The sequence below is a fragment of the Paludibaculum fermentans genome (genome assembly GCF_015277775.1).
Taxonomy (GTDB): domain Bacteria; phylum Acidobacteriota; class Terriglobia; order Bryobacterales; family Bryobacteraceae; genus Paludibaculum; species Paludibaculum fermentans.
This window is the reverse complement of sequence record NZ_CP063849.1, coordinates 8,157,870-8,179,661: the sequence shown is the minus strand read 5'-3', so window position 1 is coordinate 8,179,661 and position 21,792 is coordinate 8,157,870. Positions and strand designations below refer to the sequence as shown.

At 63.4% G+C, this 21,792-nt stretch carries 15 protein-coding genes; 9 read left to right on the top strand and 6 right to left on the bottom strand.

Features of this window, described 5'->3' with window-relative positions; all coding sequences use genetic code 11:
• Nucleotides 1–302 precede the first annotated feature (302 nt).
• From IRI77_RS32405 to IRI77_RS32395, 3 genes are all read left to right on the top strand, one after another.
• Complete coding sequence (locus IRI77_RS32405) at nt 303–3,812, top strand: carboxypeptidase-like regulatory domain-containing protein (protein WP_194449080.1); 3,510 nt, start codon at nt 303–305, stop codon at nt 3,810–3,812.
• 121 nt (nt 3,813–3,933) lie between these two features.
• A complete protein-coding gene (locus IRI77_RS32400) occupies nt 3,934–5,694 on the top strand; it encodes a CRTAC1 family protein (protein ID WP_194449079.1) in 1,761 nt (586 codons plus the stop codon).
• A gap of 3 nt (nt 5,695–5,697) precedes the next feature.
• Nucleotides 5,698–6,903 (top strand): tetratricopeptide repeat protein, encoded by a 1,206-nt coding sequence (locus IRI77_RS32395; RefSeq protein WP_194449078.1) that lies wholly within the window; start codon nt 5,698–5,700, stop codon nt 6,901–6,903.
• A gap of 57 nt (nt 6,904–6,960) precedes the next feature.
• Here the strand turns inward: IRI77_RS32395 and araD1 are convergent, their stop codons facing one another.
• The 3 genes from araD1 to IRI77_RS32380 form a co-directional block, all read right to left on the bottom strand.
• Nucleotides 6,961–7,953, bottom strand: coding sequence for an AraD1 family protein (araD1, locus tag IRI77_RS32390; protein WP_194453883.1), 993 nt, complete (start codon nt 7,951–7,953; stop codon nt 6,961–6,963).
• Nucleotides 7,954–8,022: 69 nt separating this feature from the next.
• Nucleotides 8,023–9,252, bottom strand: coding sequence for an MFS transporter (locus IRI77_RS32385; RefSeq protein WP_228486437.1), 1,230 nt, complete (start codon nt 9,250–9,252; stop codon nt 8,023–8,025).
• An 18-nt stretch (nt 9,253–9,270) separates the two neighbouring features.
• Nucleotides 9,271–10,947 (bottom strand): GH39 family glycosyl hydrolase, encoded by a 1,677-nt coding sequence (locus IRI77_RS32380; protein ID WP_194449077.1) that lies wholly within the window; start codon nt 10,945–10,947, stop codon nt 9,271–9,273.
• A 185-nt stretch (nt 10,948–11,132) separates the two neighbouring features.
• Between IRI77_RS32380 and IRI77_RS32375 the strand changes: the two genes are divergently transcribed.
• From IRI77_RS32375 to IRI77_RS32355, 5 genes are all read left to right on the top strand, one after another.
• On the top strand, nt 11,133–11,984 hold the full coding sequence (locus IRI77_RS32375) for a hypothetical protein (protein WP_194449076.1): 852 nt from the start codon (nt 11,133–11,135) through the stop codon (nt 11,982–11,984).
• A gap of 105 nt (nt 11,985–12,089) precedes the next feature.
• Entirely contained in the window at nt 12,090–12,887 is a 798-nt protein-coding gene (locus IRI77_RS32370) for a DUF4129 domain-containing protein (protein ID WP_194449075.1), read from the top strand.
• Nucleotides 12,872–14,062: a DUF4350 domain-containing protein gene (locus tag IRI77_RS32365; protein WP_194449074.1), complete on the top strand. Its 1,191-nt coding sequence runs from the start codon at nt 12,872–12,874 to the stop codon at nt 14,060–14,062. Before IRI77_RS32370 ends, IRI77_RS32365 begins: the two co-directional genes overlap by 16 nt.
• 2 nt (nt 14,063–14,064) lie before the next feature.
• Complete coding sequence (locus IRI77_RS32360) at nt 14,065–15,024, top strand: AAA family ATPase (protein WP_228486436.1); 960 nt, start codon at nt 14,065–14,067, stop codon at nt 15,022–15,024.
• Complete coding sequence (locus IRI77_RS32355; RefSeq protein WP_194449073.1) at nt 15,021–16,412, top strand: DUF58 domain-containing protein; 1,392 nt, start codon at nt 15,021–15,023, stop codon at nt 16,410–16,412. The genes IRI77_RS32360 and IRI77_RS32355 overlap by 4 nt, the downstream gene beginning before the upstream one ends.
• Here IRI77_RS32355 and IRI77_RS32350 read toward each other — a convergent pair.
• Nucleotides 16,372–17,346 (bottom strand): stage II sporulation protein M, encoded by a 975-nt coding sequence (locus tag IRI77_RS32350; RefSeq protein ID WP_194449072.1) that lies wholly within the window; start codon nt 17,344–17,346, stop codon nt 16,372–16,374. The two genes, IRI77_RS32355 and IRI77_RS32350, sit on opposite strands and share 41 nt — an antisense overlap.
• Here IRI77_RS32350 and IRI77_RS32345 point away from each other — a divergent pair.
• Nucleotides 17,345–18,142: an RDD family protein gene (locus IRI77_RS32345; RefSeq protein WP_194449071.1), complete on the top strand. Its 798-nt coding sequence runs from the start codon at nt 17,345–17,347 to the stop codon at nt 18,140–18,142. The two genes, IRI77_RS32350 and IRI77_RS32345, sit on opposite strands and share 2 nt — an antisense overlap.
• Here IRI77_RS32345 and IRI77_RS32340 read toward each other — a convergent pair whose 3' ends face one another.
• Nucleotides 18,143–19,588, bottom strand: coding sequence for a DUF1501 domain-containing protein (locus IRI77_RS32340; protein ID WP_194449070.1), 1,446 nt, complete (start codon nt 19,586–19,588; stop codon nt 18,143–18,145).
• On the bottom strand, nt 19,566–21,731 hold the full coding sequence (locus tag IRI77_RS32335) for a DUF1549 and DUF1553 domain-containing protein (RefSeq protein ID WP_228486435.1): 2,166 nt from the start codon (nt 21,729–21,731) through the stop codon (nt 19,566–19,568). Before IRI77_RS32335 ends, IRI77_RS32340 begins: the two co-directional genes overlap by 23 nt.
• Nucleotides 21,732–21,792: the final 61 nt, after the last annotated feature.

Below are 21,792 nucleotides of genomic sequence, written 5' to 3'. Positions count from 1 at the left end.
GGACAATATTAATCAAGTTCACCGACCGGTAGTATATCAAAGCATGGATGAACTGGCGCGCCGGAATCCCGCGTGATCCCACCGGTGTTTGCGCCGTAAGGAGTCCTAGGTCCTAAGGGAACTGCAGGGCGGTTGTCCTGATCCACAAGCCGCGATAGATCGGCCAGATCGGACACCCTCGGCGAACACCAGGCAAATCCCGGTCCCGCTCGCGCGGGCCGTCCCCAGCCCGGTGACTTCTCTGCCTGCAGCCAACCCCGTTCAACGTCTCGCTAGTAGTCATATTGTTGGGAGGTTCATGAATGAGATTGCACCGATCTGCGATCCGCATCGCAACAGCGTTCCTGTTGATTTCAATCCTTTGTTTTAGCGCCTTTGCCCAGAGCTATCGCGGCCGAGTCCAAGGCGTAGTGACCGATCAGACCCAGGCTGTCATCGCGGGTGCCAGCGTTACCCTGCTGAATGTCGCCACCGGCGTCAAGGCAACTCGCAAAACCAGCGATACAGGTCTTTATCTCTTTGATTTAGTGGATCCTGGCACCTACACGATCTCCGTCGAAGCGGCTGGCTTCGGCAAATACAGCCAGGAAAACATCACGGTCCAGATGCGCGGCGACGTGACTATCGACGCCAGCCTCAAGCCCGGCGCCGTCCAGGAGAGCATCACAGTCTCGGAAACACCCGTGGCCGTCCAGTTTAACTCCAGTAACAAGGACTTCACGCTGGACTCTAAGCTGACCGCGGACATCCCCCGTATCGACCGCAACCCATTCAAGTTAACCCTCCTCGCTCCCTCGGCCGTTAACACACGCGGTGAGATGGCCCCCTATCACTCCTGGGCCGCGAACAGCGTCGACCTCGGCGGCGGCACGAACCTGAAGAATGACCTCCAGGTCGACGGCAGCCCCATCGGCATGGGGCAGAAGAACAGCTATCCCCCGAACACCGACGCGGTGCAGGAAGTCGTCGTCTCGCAGAACAGCGTGGACGCGGAATCCGGCCACAGCGCCGGCGGCCTCATCTCCATGACGCTGAAGTCGGGCACCAACGAGTATCACGGCACTGGTTTCTACCTGGGCCGCTACCCTTGGCTGAACGCGGAAGCAGACCGCACCCGTTTCACCAAGAACGCCACCCGCCAGCACATGCTGGGCGGCACGCTCGGCAACGCGATCATTAAGAACAAGTTGTTCAACTTCTTCTCTCTCGAGTATTGGAAGGTCGGCTACCCCAGCAGCTACACCACCACTGTCCCGACGGCATTGGAACGCGGCGGCGACTTCTCCAAATCGCTCAATATCGACGGCGGCCTGCGTACCGTTTTCGATCCCTACACCACGGTCCAGAATGCAGCGGGTGTCGTGACCCGCACGCCCTTCGCCGGCAACGTCATCCCCAAAAGCCGCTTCGACCCCCTGGCCTCCAGCCTGATGGGCAACTTCTGGGATGCGAACAGCGGTGGTGACAACATCACTGGTGTCAACAACTTCAAGGCCGGCTACGTCGAGAACTACACGTATTACAACTTCTCTGACCGCGTCGACTACAACATCAACGACAAGTGGAAGGTCTATGGCCGCTTCGGCCGGTATCACACCGACGACCTTTCGCCGAACGCCACCCCGAACCAGTCGCAGCTCTATACCCCCACCGGCACACTGAGAGCCGCTCATCAGCTCTCCGGCGACGCCATCTGGACCGCTACCCCAACCACCGTGGTCAACTTCCACGGCGACTGGCACAAGGTAATTGACGCCTACGTCTCCACGAGCATGGGTTCGGAAGGCTGGGGCAAGCTCTGGCCCGGCAACTCCTGGTACAAGACCTATATGGACGCCTCCCCCGGAGTGCCCGTCTACTTCCCCGGCCTGAACATCGGCGGCAACGGCTTCGGCGGCCGCGGCTTCTATTGGGATCAGCGCCCCGAAGGCATGGCGTACAGCGCCAAGATCGCCCAGCAGCGCGGCTCTCACTACCTGAAGGCCGGCGTCGAAACCCGTCGCGGTTATGGCGTGTCGTTCGTGGGCAACACCTCGAACTTCTACTTCCCGGCCAACGTCACGGCTGAGACCTATAACAACCCGGACACCAAGCACTATGGCAACGGCTTTGCTACTTTCCTGCTTGGCTCACTGGACGGCTCCTCCCAGATGATCGGCGGTCCCGCCCCCGATCCGCATGTCCAGTTCTGGGGCATGTACTTCCAGGATGACTGGAAGGTCAGCCGCCGCCTCACCCTCAACCTTGGCCTCCGCAATGAGTACGAGTCTGCCTGGTCGGACCCGAATCACTTCATGTCGCAGGGCCTGGACATGTCAGCTCCCGTACCGGAAATGGTAGCCAGCCCGGCCGCCATGCCGGCCTCCGCTCTCGCCCTGGTGGGGAATAACTACTACCAGAACAAAGGCCAGTGGCTCTGGACCTCCAGCGATCATCCCGGCATGTGGGATGCACCGAAGCTCGCCCTCGCACCTCGCGCCGGCGCCGCCTTCAAGATCGACGACCTCACCGTACTTCGTGTCGGCTACGCCCGCTACGTCATCCCGACGGAAATGAACCTCAGCCAGGCTCCCGTGTCCGGCTTTGAAACGGTCAGCTTCCTGGAGCCGCCTTACTTCGGCGTCAAGGGCTACCAGAATACGGCCGGCCTGCTGCAGGGCATCCCGCAGCAGACGATTTCCGATCCCTATCCGGCCAGCAACCCCTTGCTGCCGATCAACGGTAAAGCATATGGCACCAACCTGGGCCGTGGCGGCACGTCATTGCTCTGGTACCCCCGGAAGTTCGAAAAGGCCTACAACGACCGTTTCAACGTCAACTTCCAGCGCCAGATGCCTGGTCAGGTCATGGTTTCGGCCACCTACTTCCTGAACCTTGGCAACCAGCACTACACCAAGGCTCTCAACAATTGGGATCCCCGCATCCAGGTCGCCCAGCAGGGCGCTATCAACGTGAACGTGGACAACCCGTTCTACAACTACCTCACGCCGACCCTCTTCCCGGGTTCGCTCCGGAATCAGAAGACTGTGACACTGTCCAGCCTCCTCGCGCCCTACCCGCAGTACGGCGGGCTCTACGAAGTGGGCACGCGCGGCGCAGCCGAACGTTATCACTCCCTCGAACTGAAGGCCCAGAAAGCTTACAGCCACGGCTACCACTTCCTGTTCGCCTATGTGTTCATTCGTGAAAAGACCGAGCAGCTGTTCAATGAACTCGACACATTCACAAACAGCCTGACTTACCAGAACAGCAATCAGCCGCGCCATCGCGTCACGATGGCCGGCAGCTATGACCTGCCTTTCGGCAAGGGCAAGCCCTTCCTGGGCGAGAGCAAGATCGGCAACTACATCGCAGGCGGCTGGAAGTTGACGGGCATCTCCACCTACTCCACCGGCGCCATCCTGCGCTTCGGCAAGATGAACTACAACGGCACGGATCCGACGATCTCGAATCCGGGCATGAACAAGTGGTTCAATACCTCGGCCTTCTCAGCGATTCCGTCCGGCACCTACGTGATCCGGGCCAATCCGCTGCAGTTCGACAACCTCACCGGTCCCGCGTACTACATGTTGGACGCCACCCTCACCAAGGACGTCAACATCACTGAGCGCGTCCGTGTGCAGCTCAAGATGGCCGCCTATAACGCCATCAACCGCCTGAACCTCGGCAACCCCAACACGGATGTCACCAGCTCGCAGTTTGGCCAGGCTCTGTACCAAGGCACCCCCGCGGCACAGTTCGGACCCCAGACCCAGGAACTCGGCAACGTGTCCGGCCGCCAGGTGGAAGTCGGCTTGAAGATCATCTTCTAGCCCTCTCACGCCAATTCCATTGGCCCCCTGTCCCGCGCAGGGTGTCGAAGCTCAACTTCGGCACTCCGCGCGGGTTTTTCCTGCCCGCCACCGATATACTGGATCACAGCTAGCACCCGACATGGCCTCTCTCACCCGCCGGGCCGCCTTGAGCCTGCTCTCGCTGTCCGCCTCCAATGTACGCGCCCAGATCCAGGGCATGGCCTCCCGCGGCGTCAAAGCCTCGCCGCGGCGGAAACCCTCCGGCCTCCCCTTCCCTGCCCGATTTACTGACGTTGCACCCCAGGCCGGACTCACGCACATCACCGTCGCGGGCCACCGCGACCGCGCCGACTATATTGTGGAGGTGATGAGCGCCGGCTGCGCGTTTTTCGACTACGACAACGATGGTTGGCTCGACATCCTGGTCCTTTGCGGATCCCGAACCGCAGACCCGCCGCCAGCCGCCTCCAATCGCCTCTACAGGAACAACCGCAACGGCACCTTCACCGATGTCACCGAGAAGGCCGGTCTGCTGCGCACAGGCTACGCGCAAGGCGTCACTGTCGGCGACTACAACAACGATGGCTTCGAGGATCTCTTCCTCACCTACTACGGCCAGAATGTCCTCTACCGCAACAATGGGGACGGCACGTTCACGGATGTCACAAAGGAAGCCGGGCTGCTGAGCCCCACGCCCCGCTTCGGCTCGGGCTGCGCCTTTGTCGACTATAACCGGGACGGCCGCCTGGACCTCTTTGTCGCCAACTACCTCGAATTCGACATGAAGACCGTGCCGCGCCCCACCGACACCGGCGCCTGCAACTACATGAATGTTGCCGTGAACTGCGGCCCTCGAGGGCTGCCTTATGGCCATCACCTGCTCTATCGCAACAACGGCGACGGCACGTTCACAGACGTCACAGCGGAGGCCGGAATCTCGAAGGTGGCCGGGGGCTTCGGCCTGACCGTGGTCGCGGCGGACTTCGACAACGACGGCTGGCCCGACATCTACGTCGCCTGCGACTCCACGCCCAGCCTGCTGTTCCGCAACAACCACGACGGCACCTTCACCGAACAGGGCCTCGACTGCGGAGCCGCCCTCAGCGAGGACGGCATGGAACAGGCCGGCATGGGCCTCGGCATCGGCGACTACAACCTGGACGGCCATCTCGACATCCTCAAGATGCACTTTCGCGAGGACACGCCCGCTCTTTACCAGAACGACGGCAAGGGCAACTTCCGCGATGTCACGCTGAAAGCCGGACTTGGTGTCGAGACGCAATACGTCAGTTGGGGCACGGGCCTGGTCGACTTCGACAACGACGGCCTGCCCGACATTTTCTGGGTGACCGGCAGCATCTATCCCGAAGTCGAAAAGAAGTTCCCGAACGTACCGCTGAAGACCCCGCGAGTCCTCTTCCGCAACCTCGGCCAGGGCCAGTTCGAGGAACTCTTCGCGGAAGCGGGACCCGGGGTCGCCGCCCTTCACGCCAGCCGCGGCTGCGCTTTCGGGGATTTCGACAACGACGGCGACATGGACATCCTGATCGTCAATCAGAACGAGCCGCCGTCCCTGCTTCGCAACGACGTCACCAGCGGCCATCATTGGTTGAAGGTGAAGCTGACGGGCGTGAAGTCGAACCGCAGCGCGATCGGAGCCCGGGTGACGGCCCGCTATGGAGGCAAGGTCCAGGTGCAGGAGGTGCTGAGCCAATCGTCCTACCTGTCTGTGAATGACACGAGGCTTCATTTCGGACTCGGCCCGGCGCAGACCGTGGACCTTGAGATTCGCTGGCCGCTCGGCCTCGTAGAGAAGCTCGCCGCCGTGCCCTGCGACCAACTGATCCACGTCACCGAGGGCTCAGGCATCACTCGTACCCAGAAGTTCAAGCAAGGCTGATCCATGTCGAAACTGCTTCCACTTCTGGTCCTCTCCTCGCTGCTGTTCGCGCAGCGCCAGCCGCTGGATCAGGCCTGGGATCTCATCGCCAAAGGCGACAGGGCCGGCGCCACCCGTATCCTCGAAGCAGTTCTGAAGTCGACCCCCGCCAATGCGGACGCCCACCTGATGCTAGGCAGCCTGCTCGCTGAGGAGGGCAAGCCGGCTGAAGCGCTCGAGCATCTCCGGCAGGGGGTGAAACTCCGGCCCCAATCCGCGGAAGCCCATCATGCCCTGGGCGAGGCGCTGAAGAACTTCGGCCAGCCGGAACCAGCGCGGGTCGAGTTTCTGCGGGCCGTCACGCTCAACCCCAACTTCGCCCAGGCCCGCATCGACCTCGGCCTTGTCTTATTGGAGTCCAACGACTTCAAGGGCGCCGCGGTCCACCTCGACCGGGCGATCGTGCTGCTGGGCCGTAAGCCCGATTCCGCCTTCCCTCGCTACCTGCGCGCCAAGATCCACACCGAGAACACCGAGACGCAGAAAGCCGCGGCGCTGCTGCAGGAGGCGGTCGCCCTGCAGCCGCAATTCGCTGAAGCGTGGTCCGACCTCGGCCAGACCCGCAAGACGCTGCTGGACGAGCCCGGCGCCCTGGCTGCCTTCCAGAAATCTGTCGCCATCGACTCGGAGAACGCGATCGCCCAGCTCCGCCTCGGCTCAGAGTACCTGCGGCAAGGCCACCCGCACGAAGCGGTCGCGCCTCTTAAAATAGCTGACCGGCTCAAGCCGAACGACCAGGCGACCTTGAACAGCTTGCAACTGGCCCTGCGCCAGGACGGCCAGGCCGAAGAAGCCCAGCGCGTCAAGCAGCGCCTGACCGAGGTGCTGCACGGCATCGACGGGGAGAGCCAGAACGCCTTCAATGCGCTGCGCCTCAACAATGAGGGCGCCGAGCTGGAAAAGTCCGGAAAGCTTCCCGAAGCAGTGAGCAAGTACCAGGCGGCGGTGGCCCTGGACCCCAGCCACGTCGGCATTCGCGTCAACTACGCGGTCGCTGCGCTCCGCCTGGGACGCTGGGTGGAAGGGCTCGACCAGTTGCGCGAGGCGTTGAAACTAGCGCCCGGAGATCCAAAAATCACAGCCGCCCTGAACGACGCTCTCGAGCAGGCGCCTGTGGAGTTCGGTGGCCAGGGCAAAGCCAGGTCGGCCCGCAAGCCCGCCAAACCGTAGCCTGTCCGCGCGGCCCGCACGCATTCAAATCCTTCTTCGACTTGCCGCAGTGCCGGCCTAGCAAGGCATTACCGCCACCAGTGCGTCCGGGGACCGGTCGATGTGAACCGGATTTCGCAACGGCCGCCCGAATCCCTCAAATTGAACCTGCATCACGTCGCCCTCCGCCAGTTCAAGGCCATCGCCAAAGCTGAAGGCATCCGCTCCGAAATAATGGATATGCACGTCGCCCGGCCGGCGATGTTGCTCGTACTTGAAGTGATGGTGCTCCAGGTTAGCCAGCGTGTGCGACATCCGCGCCTCACCCGAGCCGATGTCGTGCCGCCACAAAACTTGATCCCCGCGCAGAATCGACACCTGACCCGCCACCGCTCCAAATTCAGCATCCACCACCAGTTCCGGCCCGATGGAACAGGTCCGCAGCTTCGACGAAGCGAGGTACAGATAGTTGCGCCGCTCATGCTTGTGATCGGAGAATTCGTTGCCCATCGTCAGACCGAGCCGGCGGGGCACACCCTCCGCATCGATGAGATAGACACCCGCGATTTCCGGCTCTTCGCCGCCATCCTCGCCAAATCGCGGCACCAGCAGCGGCTGGTTGTGCGCCCTGAGAATGGTGCCATTGCCTTTGTAGAACCACTCCGGAGCCACGCCCGCTTGACCCGCTGTTGGCCGTCCACCCTCCTCGCCCCACAGATACATGCGCATGCTGTCGGTGAGTTGCGCCGTATTTGCGTGCATCGCATCCCGGCGGCTCGCGCTCGCCAGGTGCGTCAGTCCAGTCCCCGAAACCAGGCAGCGCGCCGGTTCCGTGGGATGATCGCCCGCGGGCAGCAACCGCCAGTCCGAGCGCCCAGCGTAAACGGCATCATAGTCTTCAGTCCGCCCGGAGACGCTCTCCGCAGCCAGCGCGCCCAGCCGCATTCCGCGCCCGATGGCGGCCTGGGCCAGTTCGTAGACCGAGGCGAAGCCCCGCAATACCTGAAGGTGGTTTCCCTCCACCAGCGCGACACAACGGCCGCCGCCCGATTCCAATTGCACCAGTCGAATGCTCACTCCATCACCTCCCATAACTTGTGCGAGTGCTTCTCCATCATCAACCCCAAACCCTTCGCCGCATCAGTGCTTTCGCTCGACAGCCAGCGGTTTCACATCGCGAACGGTCAGCAGGATAATCAGGAACGCCACAATGTGGAACGTGCTCACCAGTCCAAGCACGAAGCCGTATCCGAAGCCGTGATCCAACAGGAATCCGGTAGCCAGGTTGAAGACCACTCCGCCCATGGATCCACCGAAGCCCACCAGCCCCGCCACCGAACCCACAGCGCCACGCGGGAACAGGTCCGCCGGCAGGATCATCACCAGCGTCGACCACGACTGCTGCCCGAAGAACGCCACGCTGAACAGCGCGATCGCCATCTCCACCGGGGAACTGCTCACCAGGGCGACAATCGGCATCAGTGCCGCGCTCAAGCCGAGCGTAAGCTTACGCGAGAAATTCAACGACTTGCCGGCCGTCAACAACCGGCTGGAAAACCATCCGCCTGTCAGACTCCCCACACCCGCCAGCGCATAGGGGATCCAGGCATAGTAGCCCACGCTCTTCGTATCGAACCCGCGCACATCGTAGAGGTACTTCGGCAGCCAGAACAGATAGAAATACCAGGCGGCGTCGCTGATGAACTTGGCCATCACCAGCCCCCATGTTTCGCGAAACGTCAGCAGCCTCAACCACGGGATCGGAGGCTCCGCCGGACCGTGTTGCACCGCCCCAACCGGCGTATAGTCCCGCAGCCACCACAGCGTCCAAAGGAGGCCCAGGAGACTGGTGACAAAGAAGACCCAGCGCCACGACGTCGCCCCGAGAATCGCCGCAATCGCCGGCGGAGCGACCATTGCACCCACGGCCGTGCCGGAGTTGATAATGCCCATAGCCGTCGATCGCTGCGCCACCGGGAAACGCTCGGCAATCGCCTTGGTAGCAGCCGGAAACCCACCGCCTTCGCCCAGCCCGAGCAGGAACCGGCTGACCGCCAGCGACCGGAAGCCCGTCGCAAAGCCGTGGCTCGCGCAGGCGAGGGACCATGTCGTCATGATCCAGACGAAGCCGCGCCGCGTGCCCAGCACATCGATCAGCTTGCCGCCACCCGCATACATCACTGCGTAGGCCACAAGAAACGCGGCCTGCAGTTGCGAGAACTGCGTATTCGAGATGGGAATATCCCGCTGGATGGCGGCGATTGCCACCGGTAGCGTCTGACGATCCAAATAGCTGATGGCGATCGCCACCGCAATCAGCAGCGCGATCCGCCACAGGTTCGGTTGGATACGGACCTCCTGCACCGGCACTGGAAATCTGCCTCGCCACTACCAGGTGAGCCGGATCAGAGAGACGCCGTGCAGTGGGAGGCCAAATTCCAGCTGCGCTTTGCCCGCCTTCGCCTGGATCCACTTCGGCGACTCCAGTAAGTGCAGTTGTCCTGACCGCTCCAGTTTCGTGTACTGCTCCGGGGTCGGCTGCTGTGGAGACCCCATCTTCTTCCAGGCCTCGAACGAATTACTGAACTCGTCGTCCACACGGTAGTGCTGCATCTGGATGCGTCCGGCAGGCAGACCCGTGATATTCAAGTCGATCTGCGCCGCCGGACCGGGTTTCTCGGAGTCGTGATAGTTCGAGACCAGGATGGTGACCGAGTTCGTGTCCCGGCTGGCAAAGGCATGCACGTCGGGCGTGGTCTTCACGCCGCTGGCCAGCATCGAAGCCAACGAGGCCGCCGCCGGATTCGTGACGGCGACTCGTTGCCCCGTCATCATGCCCAGCATCCGGAAGACATTCAGCACCGGCTTGTCGATGCCGTTCGTAGCCAGATCGCGGAACCCGTCAAAATAGGGTTGATCCTCGAACTCGAAGGCCCACGTCACGGCGCCCAACAGGTTGACGCCGTGCTTGGCGGCCAACTCGAGGTGCCGCGGCATCACCGTTGCCGTGTAGCTCGAATACATCACACCATTCCTGTATGAGTTGTTTGCATATACGCGCGAAGAGCACGCGGCGCAGCCTTCCGGGTCCGACTCGCCGATCACGATCGGCTTGCCCTTCAACTCAGGAAAGGAGGCAATAATCTCGAAGCCCTTGTCCAGGTCTCGCAGTTGATTCTCGATCCCCATCACCACGCCGCCCTCCACGAACCTGGGGCGGCCCTTCGCGTGAAAGCTGAGGAAGTCGATGGGTGAACCCACCTTGCCGGTGAAATAGTTCTTGCCGTGGACCACGTGCGTCAGGAAGTCGCGCATCCACTTGCTGGCCCGATCATTGCCAGGCCCAGTGGAATCGGCGCCGCCGATCCTGGCGCTGGGCAACGCGCGCTTCACGGCATCGGCCGAATAGTCATAGAGCTTGTGATACTCCTCCGGCGTGCCCTTCCAGTAGCTGATGTCAGGCTCGTTCCACACCTCCCACAGCCAGGTATCGACTTCGGACTTGCCGTACTTCTGCACGGAGTGCCGCACCCACTGATAGACCAACTCCGCCCACTTGGCATAGTCTTTCGGGGGATAAGCCCAACCCAGATAGATGTCGTTGTAGTTATCGCCCGGCTTCCAGTTGTGCTTGTACGGCTCCGGCCTGGTGGAGAGCGCCTGCGGCATGAAGCCGATCTGCACCAGCGGCTTCATCTTGCGTTCCAGGTAGGTGTCGATGATGCGGTCGACAATCGTCCAATCGTAGACGGGCTTGCCGTTGGCATCCTCTGTATAAGCGTTCGTGGAACCCCACTTCAGCGCGGCCACGCCATCGCCGGTCACCAGCAAGCTGTGAGCGCGCACATAAACCGGCACTGAACTGGCGGCGGCAAACTCCGACAGCAACTTCCGGCCGTCCTTCATGTAGGTGTAGTTCGGTTCGTCGTAACCCAGGAAGCTCCACACAGGCTTCAGAGGCCCTGCCGGCTTGCCCGCATCCACTTGAATTACGATGCTCTGGGCATGAGCCTGCGATAGGGCGAGACAAGCGAACATCAATAGAAATGGGGTGCGCTGAGTCATGGATGAAGCCTCCAGGCAGGCGCCCGGCCTGCTCAATCGTCCGGATCATATCAGTTGGAGGCGCTGCAAGTCTTCGGCATTGCCTTTCCAGGGCGAGCCGCCGCCGCGGCTTTCATCCATCCTCCATGCAGGTCTGCTATGATTGCGGGCTTACCGGTTATTTCTCAGCTCTTTTGGGGTTTATTGTGAACGGATTGGAATTGCGGCCGCTCTCGCTAGGGGAGATTCTCGATCGGACCTTTTCCCTCTACCGGCGGCAGTTTCTGCTCTTTGCGGGCATTTCGGCCATTCCCAGCGCGATCGTCCTGGTCTTTGAGCTGGCGCGATCGGTGCTATTACCCAACCCATTCGTGGCCGGCGCGACCGTTGCGCAGTCGCCTCTTGCGGCAGCAATGTGGGGACTCTCGGCGTTCGTCTCCTACGTCCTGTCGTCCCTGTCTTACACCGTTGCCATGGCCGGCATCGTCTATGCCGTCGCGGATCTTCATCTCGGCCGCGCCACTTCCATGGCTCAATCTGTCAGGCACGTACTCTCCGAGTTTTGGAGTGTCGTCGGCATTGTGTGGCTGAATGGCCTGGCGGTCTTACTGGGCGTGGTTCTTCTGGTAATTCCGGGGATCTATTTCGCCTGCCGGTTGCTCGTTTGCCTGCCGGCGGGCCTGATCGAGAAGCGAGGTCCAGGCGACTCCATCACCCGCAGCAAGAACCTCACCAGCGGCTTCGCCGGCCGGAGCTTCATCATTCTGCTGCTCTACATCGTCATTACTTATAGCCTCTGGATCGGCATGGCGATTCTGGTTGCCGCCGGGCCGGGCCTGGTCAGCAAGGATCCGGCCACCATGCGGTTGGCGACAATTCTGCTCCAATTGGGCGGCTTCGTGATTGGATCCATCGCAACGCCCATCCTGGCGATTGCCATTTCTGTTTTCTATTTCGACCTGCGAGTCCGCAAGGAAGGCTTCGACCTGCAATTCATGATGAATCCCGACAGCGAGCGGTCCACCCCATCCGATCGCGGACTCTCCCTTCTTCCTTAGATGCGGCCGTGGTCCCACCTCTGGTTGCTGCTTGCTGTGACGGTACTGCCGGCCCAGCAGAGGCCGGCCGATCTCGCGGCCGAGCTACGGCGGTGGAGCGCCACGATGGAAGCAGGCACAACCGTCGACGCGGCTACCCTTCCGGCGGAGTGGTCGGTTGACGTCTCGGACGAGACATTTACCATCTCCACGGCGCCGCTGAGAGCATACTTCCAGTCCGGACCCAAGAAGCAGCAGGGCGCGGAGGTTCGCGCGTGGCTCGAGCTGTTGGCGGCCTCCCTGGACTCCGGCACAACGGCCGAGTCCGACCCTTCCGCCGCCGTCAAGCTGAAACGCATCCTCGCACGCCCCGAATTCCGGCCGCCCAATCCGCCCAGCGAGTGGGAGCTGTTCTGGAAGGAATTTGGACGTTGGGTCGAAGCACTCCTGGACAAACTCTTCGGCTTTACCGGCAGGCACCCCGGCAGCATCCAACTGTTTCTGTGGGCCCTGCTGGTCGGCGCCAGCGGCGTGCTCGTCTACCTGCTGATGCACACGTGGCGCCACGAAACGCGGGCGAGCCCCCTCTCTCCGGGACGACTGCCGGATCCCTCCCTGAACTCAGAAGCGTGGATCGCCGCCGCCCAATCCGCCCGGCGCAAGGGCGACATCGCAGGGTCCATCCAGTGCTGCTATTGGGCGGGCGTTACACACCTGCAGGAGGCGGGGACCCTGCCGCCGCACTTCGCCCACACACCGCGCGAACACCTCCGTTTGCTGGCCGGCCAGCAGGAGTTGAGGGCCGCGCTGAGTATCCTCTGCACTCGCCTGGAGCGCTGCTGGTACGCCCGCGCCACGCCTGACGATCAGGATCTCACCACCTGCTTTGGCGCCCTGAAGGAACTCGGATGCGCAGTGGATTAAGCCGGACGGACCGCCGCCTGCTCATCGCCTGCGGCGTCATCGCGGTGGTGTCAACCATCGCCATCTCCATCCTGGAACCGCAGGAAGCACAAGGCAGCAGCGCCATCCCAACCACCTATTCCACCTTGCCCGGCGGTGCCCAGGCGGCCTACCTGCTACTGCAGGATCTCGGCCATCGCGTCGAGCGAAGGGAAGAGCCCTTGGAACGTCTCCAGGCGCCGGGAGAGGGCTCCGTCCTTATCCTGGCGGAACCCTCCGAGACGCCCACCGCTGCCGACCGCGCGGCGCTCGCCCGATTCGTTGAAACCGGCGGACGCGTTCTCTTCTGCGGACGCGGCGCGGAAGGCTTCCTCCCAGGCGCGCCCGCAACCAAGCTCGACTGGTCCCTGGTCCCACGCCCTTTTCACGCCGCCTGGCCAGGCCGCTACACGCAAGGCGCACCCACCGTCGAACTGGAACGGCGGGCAAAACTCGAGGCGCTCGACAAGCCGGTCGTCGTCTTGTATGGATCGGCACAGGAGCCTGTCGCCGTAGCGTGGCGCGCCGGGCGCGGAGAGATTGTCTGGTGGTCCGCCGCCACACCACTGACGAACGACGGCATCCTCAGAGCCTCCAACCTGCGCGTGTTCCTGAACGCCGTCGCGCCGTCCGATGGCACCGGCAAACCACGCATTTATTGGGACGAGTATTTCCATGGCCAGCACGGGTCGCTCTGGAGCTATGTGGAACGCACCCCGGCCCGCTGGGTGCTCTGGCAGTGTGCGTTTGCGGCCCTCGTCGCCCTGCTCGCCTTCAGCCGCCGCTCGGGTCCGGTGGTGCAGCCCATCATCGAATCCAGGCTTTCTCCGCTGGAGTTCGTCGACACCCTCGGTGCGCTGTACGAACGCGCGGGCGCGGCTTCGCTCGGTGTCGGCGCCGCCTACCGGCAACTGCGCCTGCAACTCACCCAGCGGCTGGCCTTGCCGGGCACCATCGAGGATGCCCGCCTGGCGGAAGCCGCCGCGCGACGCCTGGGCTGGAGCCAGTCGGAATTGGCCGCGGCGTTGCGGCATGCCGCCGAGACGCGGCACATCGAGCGCCTGGAGCCGCGCGAAGCGCTGGCACTGGTCCAGCAACTGGAAGATTACAGCCGGCGCCTCAGCGCCCGTACGAAACTTACTTTGGAGGCCCGATAGCCTTGCAGCACTTTTCCAATCTCTGCACCCATGTCCGCGGCGAACTGTCCAAAGTCCTGATCGGCCAGGCGGAAGTGGTCGACCAACTGCTCCTCGTACTGGCCTGCAGCGGTCACGCTTTGATCGAAGGCGAGCCGGGCCTCGCCAAGACCCTCGCGGTGAAGGCGCTGGCGCGCGTTTGCGGCCTGGAGTTCCGCCGTGTGCAATGCACGCCCGATCTCATGCCGGCCGACATCACCGGAACCAACGTGTTCAACCTCGGCACCAACAGCTTCGACCTGCACAGGGGGCCCATCTTTACGGATCTCCTCCTGGTGGACGAGATCAACCGTACCCCGCCCAGGACACAGTCCGCGCTGCTCGAAGCCATGGAAGAGGGCCAGGCCAGCATCGATGGCGTCTGCCACCACCTGCCGCCCAGCTTCACCGTGCTGGCTACGCAGAACCCGATCGAGTTCGAGGGCACTTACCCTCTGCCCGAAGCGCAGCTCGACCGCTTCCTGCTCAAGATCCGCATTCAATACCCGTCCGAGGCGCAGGAGGTCGAGATCCTCTCGCGCTACGACCAGGGCTTCGATCCGCGGCGCCTGCAGTCGATGCCGCTGGAAGTGCTGCCGGAAGGGTTGCTATCGGCGGCGCGCGCCGAGGTGGCGGAAGTGAAAGTCGAACCAACGCTGTGCTCCTACGCGGTCTCCATCGTTCGCCGCACACGCGACTGGCCGGCCATTGCCTTAGGCGCGAGTCCCCGCGCCGCGATCGGGCTCTTCTTCGTGGCCCGCGCCCTGGCGGCCATGGACGGCCGCGATTACATGCTGCCGGATGACATCAAGACTGCGGCACTGCCGGTGCTCCGGCACAGGCTGATGCTGAAGCCGGACGCCACCCTCGACGGGCTCACCCCGGATCTGGTGGTTCAGCAGGTGCTCTCATCCGTCGACATCCCCCAGGTCTATAAGAAATGACAGGCTCGCTTGCACCGCCGGCCATCCAGGCTCCAGCAGAGCCGCGGCGGCGCCTGCCTTTCGGCTTCGGCCAACGCTTCTTCCTGGCCCTGTTGCCGGGCCTGCTCTGGCTGGTGCCCGCATGGCGTTGGCCCGGCGCCGTGGCCGGACTCTGGATCTGGGACGCCCTGATCGTGGCCGCGTGGCTCTACGATCTCCTGCGGCTGCCAGCGCCCGGACAACTGCGGCTCACCCGCTCCTGGGAGGGCCCGCTCTTCCTCGCCCACGGCGCCAAGGTCACCATAACATTGGAGAACACCAGCAACTGCACGGTGCGGGCAAAACTCGTGGATGTCGTGCCGCCCGGCCTGGCGGAAGACGTCTCGCGATTCGAGATCGAAACCGCGCCGGCGCGGACTGCCTCGGCGGAATACGGTGTCGTGGGCCGGGCTCGCGGCGACCACGCAGCCGGCGATGTCTACCTTCGCTACCAATCGCCGCTCGGACTCGCCGAACGCTGGGCCGCGGCTCCTCTGACGCAGACTGTGCGGGTGCTGCCGGACCTGCCCCTGGCGCGCTCCGAAGCCCTCATCGTGATCCGCCACAAGCAGGTGGAAGTCGAGCAGCGCCGCCGCCAGTTGCGCGGGCTCGGGCGGGAGTTCGAGACCCTGCGCGAATACCGGCAAGGCGACGACCTGCGCGATATCTGCTGGACGGCCACGGCCCGCCGGCATCATCTGGTGACACGCACCTATACAGCGGAGCGCAGCCAAACGATCTGGCTGGTGCTCGACGCAGGGCGGTTATCAAGAACCCTGGTGGAGCAGCCGGGCACCTCATTGCGGCTGACAAAACTAGACCATGCGGCCAACGCCGCCCTCACTTTGGCCGTACTCGCCAGCCAGTGCGGCGACAAAGTGGGGCTGCTCGCCTACGGCCGCACCGTGCAGAAATCCATCGCGCCCAGCCGGGGCCCCTTGCACTTGCGCGCGCTGGTGGAATCCATCGCCGAAGTCCGAGCCGAAGCGCTGGAAGCCCAGCACGGCCGCGCGGCCCGCGCCTTGTTGAAGGCCCAGAGCCGCCGCTCGCTGGTCGTCTGGATCACAGACTTCGCTGAGACACCCGGCACGCCCGACGTCATCGAGCATGCGATCCAGCTCAGCCAGCGGCACCTGGTCGTGTTCGCCGCGCTCAGCCAGCCCGACCTCGCCATGCTGGCGGCGCAGACGCCCCAGACCAGACAGGAGATGTACCGCCACACCGCGGCGCTCGAAATCGTACAGCGGCGTGAGGTGATGATGCGCTCACTGCGTCAACGGGGAATCCTGGCGCTGGACCTCCATCCGGGCAATCTGTCGACGTCCCTGCTCAACGAGTATTTGCGGGTGAAGGACCGGAGCCTTTTGTAGACCAGGAGCCGAACAGATAGACAAGCAGGCAGGCAAACAGCACACCGGCCAGTAGGAACTTCATCGCGACGGGTGTGCTGGTAGCCGAGAAGAACCCTTCGATGGACCCGGCCACCAGAAGCATCGGCACCGCCCCCAACATCAGTCGAATCGCACGTGCGCCGGCCTGGGCTAACGAGGCGCGGCGTGGCAGCAACCCTGGAAAGAGCAGCCCGCGCGTGATCTCCAGCCCGGCTCCTCCGGCGATGAAGATGGCCGGGAGTTCCAGCACGCCGTGCGGCGCCACGAAGCTCCACAGCGGCAGGGCCATTCCGGCGGCCTGCGTGGCAGCGCCAACCACGCCCAGCAGCAAACCGTTAAAGACCATCAGGTAGACCGGCCCCAGCACGGTGATGCCGCCGGCACAGGCAGCGAACGCCACACTGAGATTGTTCGTAGTGATCTCCGAGGCGGCCACCGGCTTCATGGCCACCACGGAATGAGTCCACATCTCATGGCGCTCGATGCTGACCATCATCTGCGGTCCGAGAATCCTGTGCGCAAAGGAAGGGTCGTACGCGGTGACCACCCAGCCCACAATCGCCGCCAGGCAGAAAATGGCCGTGGCGAGGGCGGTCATGGGCAGGGTCTGGCGGAAGATGGAAGGGTAGGTCGACGAAAAAAAGTCAAAAATACCCGAGATCTTCGGCCGCTGCCCCATGTAGAGAAGATTGTGGCCTCGCCCCAGCAGATGGTTGAGATAATTGGATAGTTGCGAGCTGGAGGCATCTTCGACTACGGTCGAGAGGTCAGCCGCGGTTTGCCGGTAAAGCAGCCCGAATTCCCGCAGTTCGGCATGATTGAGTTTGGAGAGTCCGCCCGATGCAACTTCGACAAGCCGTTCCAGCCGTTTCCAGTGAGGTTGCCGCTTTTTGATCCAGGCAGTAGAAACCATGTCGCCCACTCCATCCAATCCGATGCCGCCGGCTCCCGCGCTGATCGACGTGCATTCCATCGAGACGCCGGAACAGACGCGCCTTCATTTCCAGCTCGCCGGCATCGGGAGCCGTTTTCTGGCCCTGGCCATCGATACCACAATCCAATTTGTGGCGTTCCTGGCCGGGCTCCTTATTTTAGCCGTCACCGGGGCGCGGCTGTTTATGGTGTTTGCTTTTGTGCCCCAGCAGTGGTGGACCGCCGTAGTGATCGGCTTCAATTTCGTCCTGTACTACGGCTACTTCACAATCTTCGAGATCGCCTGGCGCGGCCAGACTCCGGGCAAGCGCATCATCGGGATCCGTGTGATCAAAGAGAGCGGGCGGCCGTTGGCACCGGCGGAGACGATCGGACGGAACCTTCTGCGGATTGTGGATCAACTGCCGGGCATCTACGCCGTGGGCATCCTCACCGCACTGTTCAATGCGCAGAGCAAGCGGCTGGGCGACTTTGTGGCCGGGTCCATCGTAATCAGGGAACGGAAGCAGGAGTCGATGTGGCAGGAGATCGAGGAGTCCGCTCCGGCGGGCGGCGCCTTCGCCGGATACCGCCTGTCACCGACCCACGCCACCCTCATCGAGACGTTTGTGGCGCGGCGTTCCGACCTGCCAGCCGACCTGCGCAGTCAGATGGCGCACCAGATTTTCTTGAAGGTCCAGGCGTCCAATGAACTGCCACCCGGTTTCACGGGCTCGCCGGAGTCGGTGCTGGATGAACTGCTGCGGGCGCATCGCGCCACGGGCGGGTATGCCTGATCACGCCACCACGCGCTGGATGACGTTGCCGCCGAAGTCGGTCAACTTCTCCTGACGCCCGTTGTGGAGATACCAGAGCTGATTCTGGTCGAGGCCCAACAGGTGGAGGATCGTGGCGTGGAAGTCGCGCATGGAATACGGGTCGTCCTGCGCGCGCAACCCGAATTCGTCGGTCGAACCAATGGTGCGCCCGGCCTTCACGCCCCCGCCGGCAAACCACATGGTGAAGCCGTGCGGATTGTGATCGCGGCCGTTGCCGGATTGCGTCATGGGCAGACGCCCGAATTCGCTACCCCAGATGACCAGGGTGGAATCCAGCAACCCGCGCTGTTTGAGATCGGTGAGCAGGGCGGCAATAGGCTGGTCCGTCATGCCGCACATCTTCTCGTGATTCTCGACCAGATCCTTGTGCGCGTCCCACTGCGTGGAAACGGGGCCCCCGCCGGAGTAGAGCTGGACGAACCGGACACCGCGCTCCACCATGCGGCGGGCCAGCAGGCAGCGGGAACCAAAGTCGGCGGTGCGCTTCTGATCCAGCCCGTAGAGCTTGCGCACATGTTCGGGCTCCTTCGAGAGATCCACCGCCTCCGGCGCGTAGCGCTGCATGCGGAACGCCAGCTCATAAGAGGCGATTCGGGCGCCCATTTCCGAATCAGTCGGATCTGTATCCAGGTCGTTCATCTTCTGCAGCAGATCGAGCGTGGCGCGCTGACGTTGCTGGGTGACGCCCGGGGGAGGCTGCAGATTCAGAATGGGCGTCGCGCCCGGCCGCAGTACGGTCCCCTGGTGCACGGCCGGCAGGAAGCCGGCGCCCCAGCAGGGCGTCCCACCTTCGGGAGTACCCTCAGGCTGCGGCAGCACGACATAGGCAGGCAGGTTGTCGGACTCGGTGCCCAACCCATAAGTGACCCACGCGCCCAGGGACGGGTAGCCCATCAGGATACGGCCGGAGTGCACGTGATACATCGCCGGCGCGTGCACGACGCTGTCGGTATGAAAGCTGCGCACGAAGCACAGGTCGTCGACGCAGCGCGCGAGGTTCGGCATCAGGGTCGAGACCCACGCGCCGGACTGGCCATGCTGTTGAAAGGCCCAAGGCGACGAGAGCAGCGGCGTGCTGCCATCGGTGAACTGGCTTTGGATCTTGCCGTAACTCTCGGGCAGCCGCTGGCCATCGTACTTCTTCAAGCCCGGCTTGGGATCAAAGGTATCGATCTGGCTGGGCGCGCCCACCATGAACAGGAAAATGACGGACTTAGCCTTCGCGGGAAAGTGCGGCGGCTTGGCCGCTAGCGGATTGATGCGCGGCGCGGCCTTCCCTTCGCGGGCAAGCAGGCTCTGCAAGGCGATCGCGCCGAAGCCATGGGCCGCGTCGAGCAGCACGTTGCGGCGCGTTCGCGCGACAGGGATATGACCGCGAGGATCAGGGGATGTAGATGAACTCATTGCGGTTCAACAGCGCCAGGCAGAATTCCTGGAGCGTGCCTCCCTTGGTGAAAAAGTCCCGGGCCATGGTGATTTCGGCGGGCTTCGGCGGACGGGCCAGCGCGAGCTGATACGCACGCTGGACGCGGACAGGAACGCCCGTTCCAGCCTGTTCGACGCGCCTGGCAAACGCGGCCGACTGCTCGGCCATGAAGTCGCTATTGATGAGCGAGAGCGCCTGCAGCGCATGCGTGGAGACAGGACGGTAAGCGCAGGAGGTCATCGCGTCGGGCTGGTCGAAGTTCGCCAGCATCGGCAGCCGCACCGTGCGCTTGTTCAGCAGGTACAGGGAGCGGCGATAGATCTGGGCGCGATCCTTGGGCAGCGGCCACAGGTTGTCGTTCTCATACTCGGTAAAGATGGAGTCGTAGACTTCCTTCTCGATGGGGACCCGGATGGGCGGCCCGCCCACTTCCAGGTTCAGCATGCCGCTGACCGACAGGACGGAGTCGCGGATCGCCTCGCCTTCCAGCCGGCGGCGGTTCATGCGCCAGTAGAGCTTGTTCTCTGGATCCACGGCTTCGCCGGCCGCATCGCGGGCGGAGGCCTGGCGGTAAGCACTGGAGGTCAGGATCAGCCGGTCGATGGCCTTGACGTTCCAACCACTCGAGACGAATTCCGCGGCCAGCCAGTCGAGGAGTTTGGGATGCGTGGGCCGTTCGCCCATCATACCGAAATCGTTGGGCGTCCCGACGATGCCGCGCCCCATGCGGAACTGCCAGATGCGATTGACCATGACGCGCGCGGTGAGCGGGTGCTCTGGTTGGGCGAGCCACTCGGCCAGCACCGTGCGGCGGCCGGCGGCTTCCAGCGGAACCGGCCTGGCCGTGTTGGCCGTGAGCACCAGCGGCAGGCCCGGCGGCACCGTGCCGAGCTTCATGCGATGGTCGCCGACCTTGAGGACGTTAGTGTCTTCGGGCTTCTCGCGATTCACCACCGCGTAAGCCGCGGCGGGCGGGGCGGGCTCGTCCAGTTCAATGGCGTGCAACTGGCGGCGGAGGCCCGAGCGGCGCTCCAATTCGGGCTTGGGGACGCGAGCCAGCACTTCATCCCAGGAAGGCGAAATCTGGTCCTTGGCGTTCTTCTGCTTCTCGCGGTCGGCTTCGGAGAGCTTGTCCTTGGGGACATCGAGCAGAGCCTGGACAGCCGGCTCCAGCTTGGCGCGGCGCTCGGCGATGAGGGCCTCTTTGTAGGGCTTCTCGATGGCCGTGATCTGGTCCTGAACGGGTTTCAGCCGCGCTTCGTACGCCTTGCGAGCCGCATCGTAGCGGGCTTTTTCGTCGGCGCTGGCGAGCGGCACGTCCTTGCCCTCAGTACCGCCGAACACGGCCTGCAGCCGGTAGTAGTCGGTCTGCAGGATGGGGTCGAACTTGTGGTTGTGGCAGCGCGCACAGTTCATGGTCAGACCGAGGAAGACGTTGCTGACGCCCGCGGTCATCTCCACCAGAACCTCCTGCCGGTTCAGCTCGACGTCCTGGTTGCCGCCGGTGAGGTGCTCCGGACCTGCGCGGTTGAAGCCAACGGCAATCACCGGGTCCGGCTGGCCGGGCCAGAGCTCGTCACCAGCAATCTGTTCCTTTAGAAAAACGTCGTACGGCTTGCCTGCATTGAAGCTGCGGACCACGTAATCGCGGTAGCGCCAGGCATGGGTCCGCTCCAGATCGTGCTCGAAGCCGTTGGTGTCGGCGTAGCGGGCGACATCGAGCCAGCGTTGGGCCCAGCGTTCGCCGTATTGAGTGGAGGCCATGAGGCGGTCGACCAGGCGGTCGTAGGCGTCGGCCCGTTTGTCATTCAGGAAGGCGGCAGCCTCTTCAGGCTTGGGCGGCAGGCCGGTAACATCCAGCGTGACGCGGCGCAGCAGGCGCAGTTTGCTCTCTTCGGGCGAGGGCTTAAGGGACTTGGCCTGGAGCGCCTCCAGGAGGAATGCGTCGATGGGCGTGCGGACCCAGGGATTATTGAGTTTGGGCGGATCCGGGCGGACCACTTTCTGGAACGACCACCAGTTGCGGCGGGCGAGGATGCGCGCGCGGTCCTTGTCGGTGTCGCCGTGGTATTCGGCGGCGGCCAGGAGTCCAGCGACGGCCAGAAAGGCCCATAGTTTCATTGCATCGCCCCAGCGAACACGGGCGCAGGATCGCGCCATCCAGATGAGGGCAATTATACAA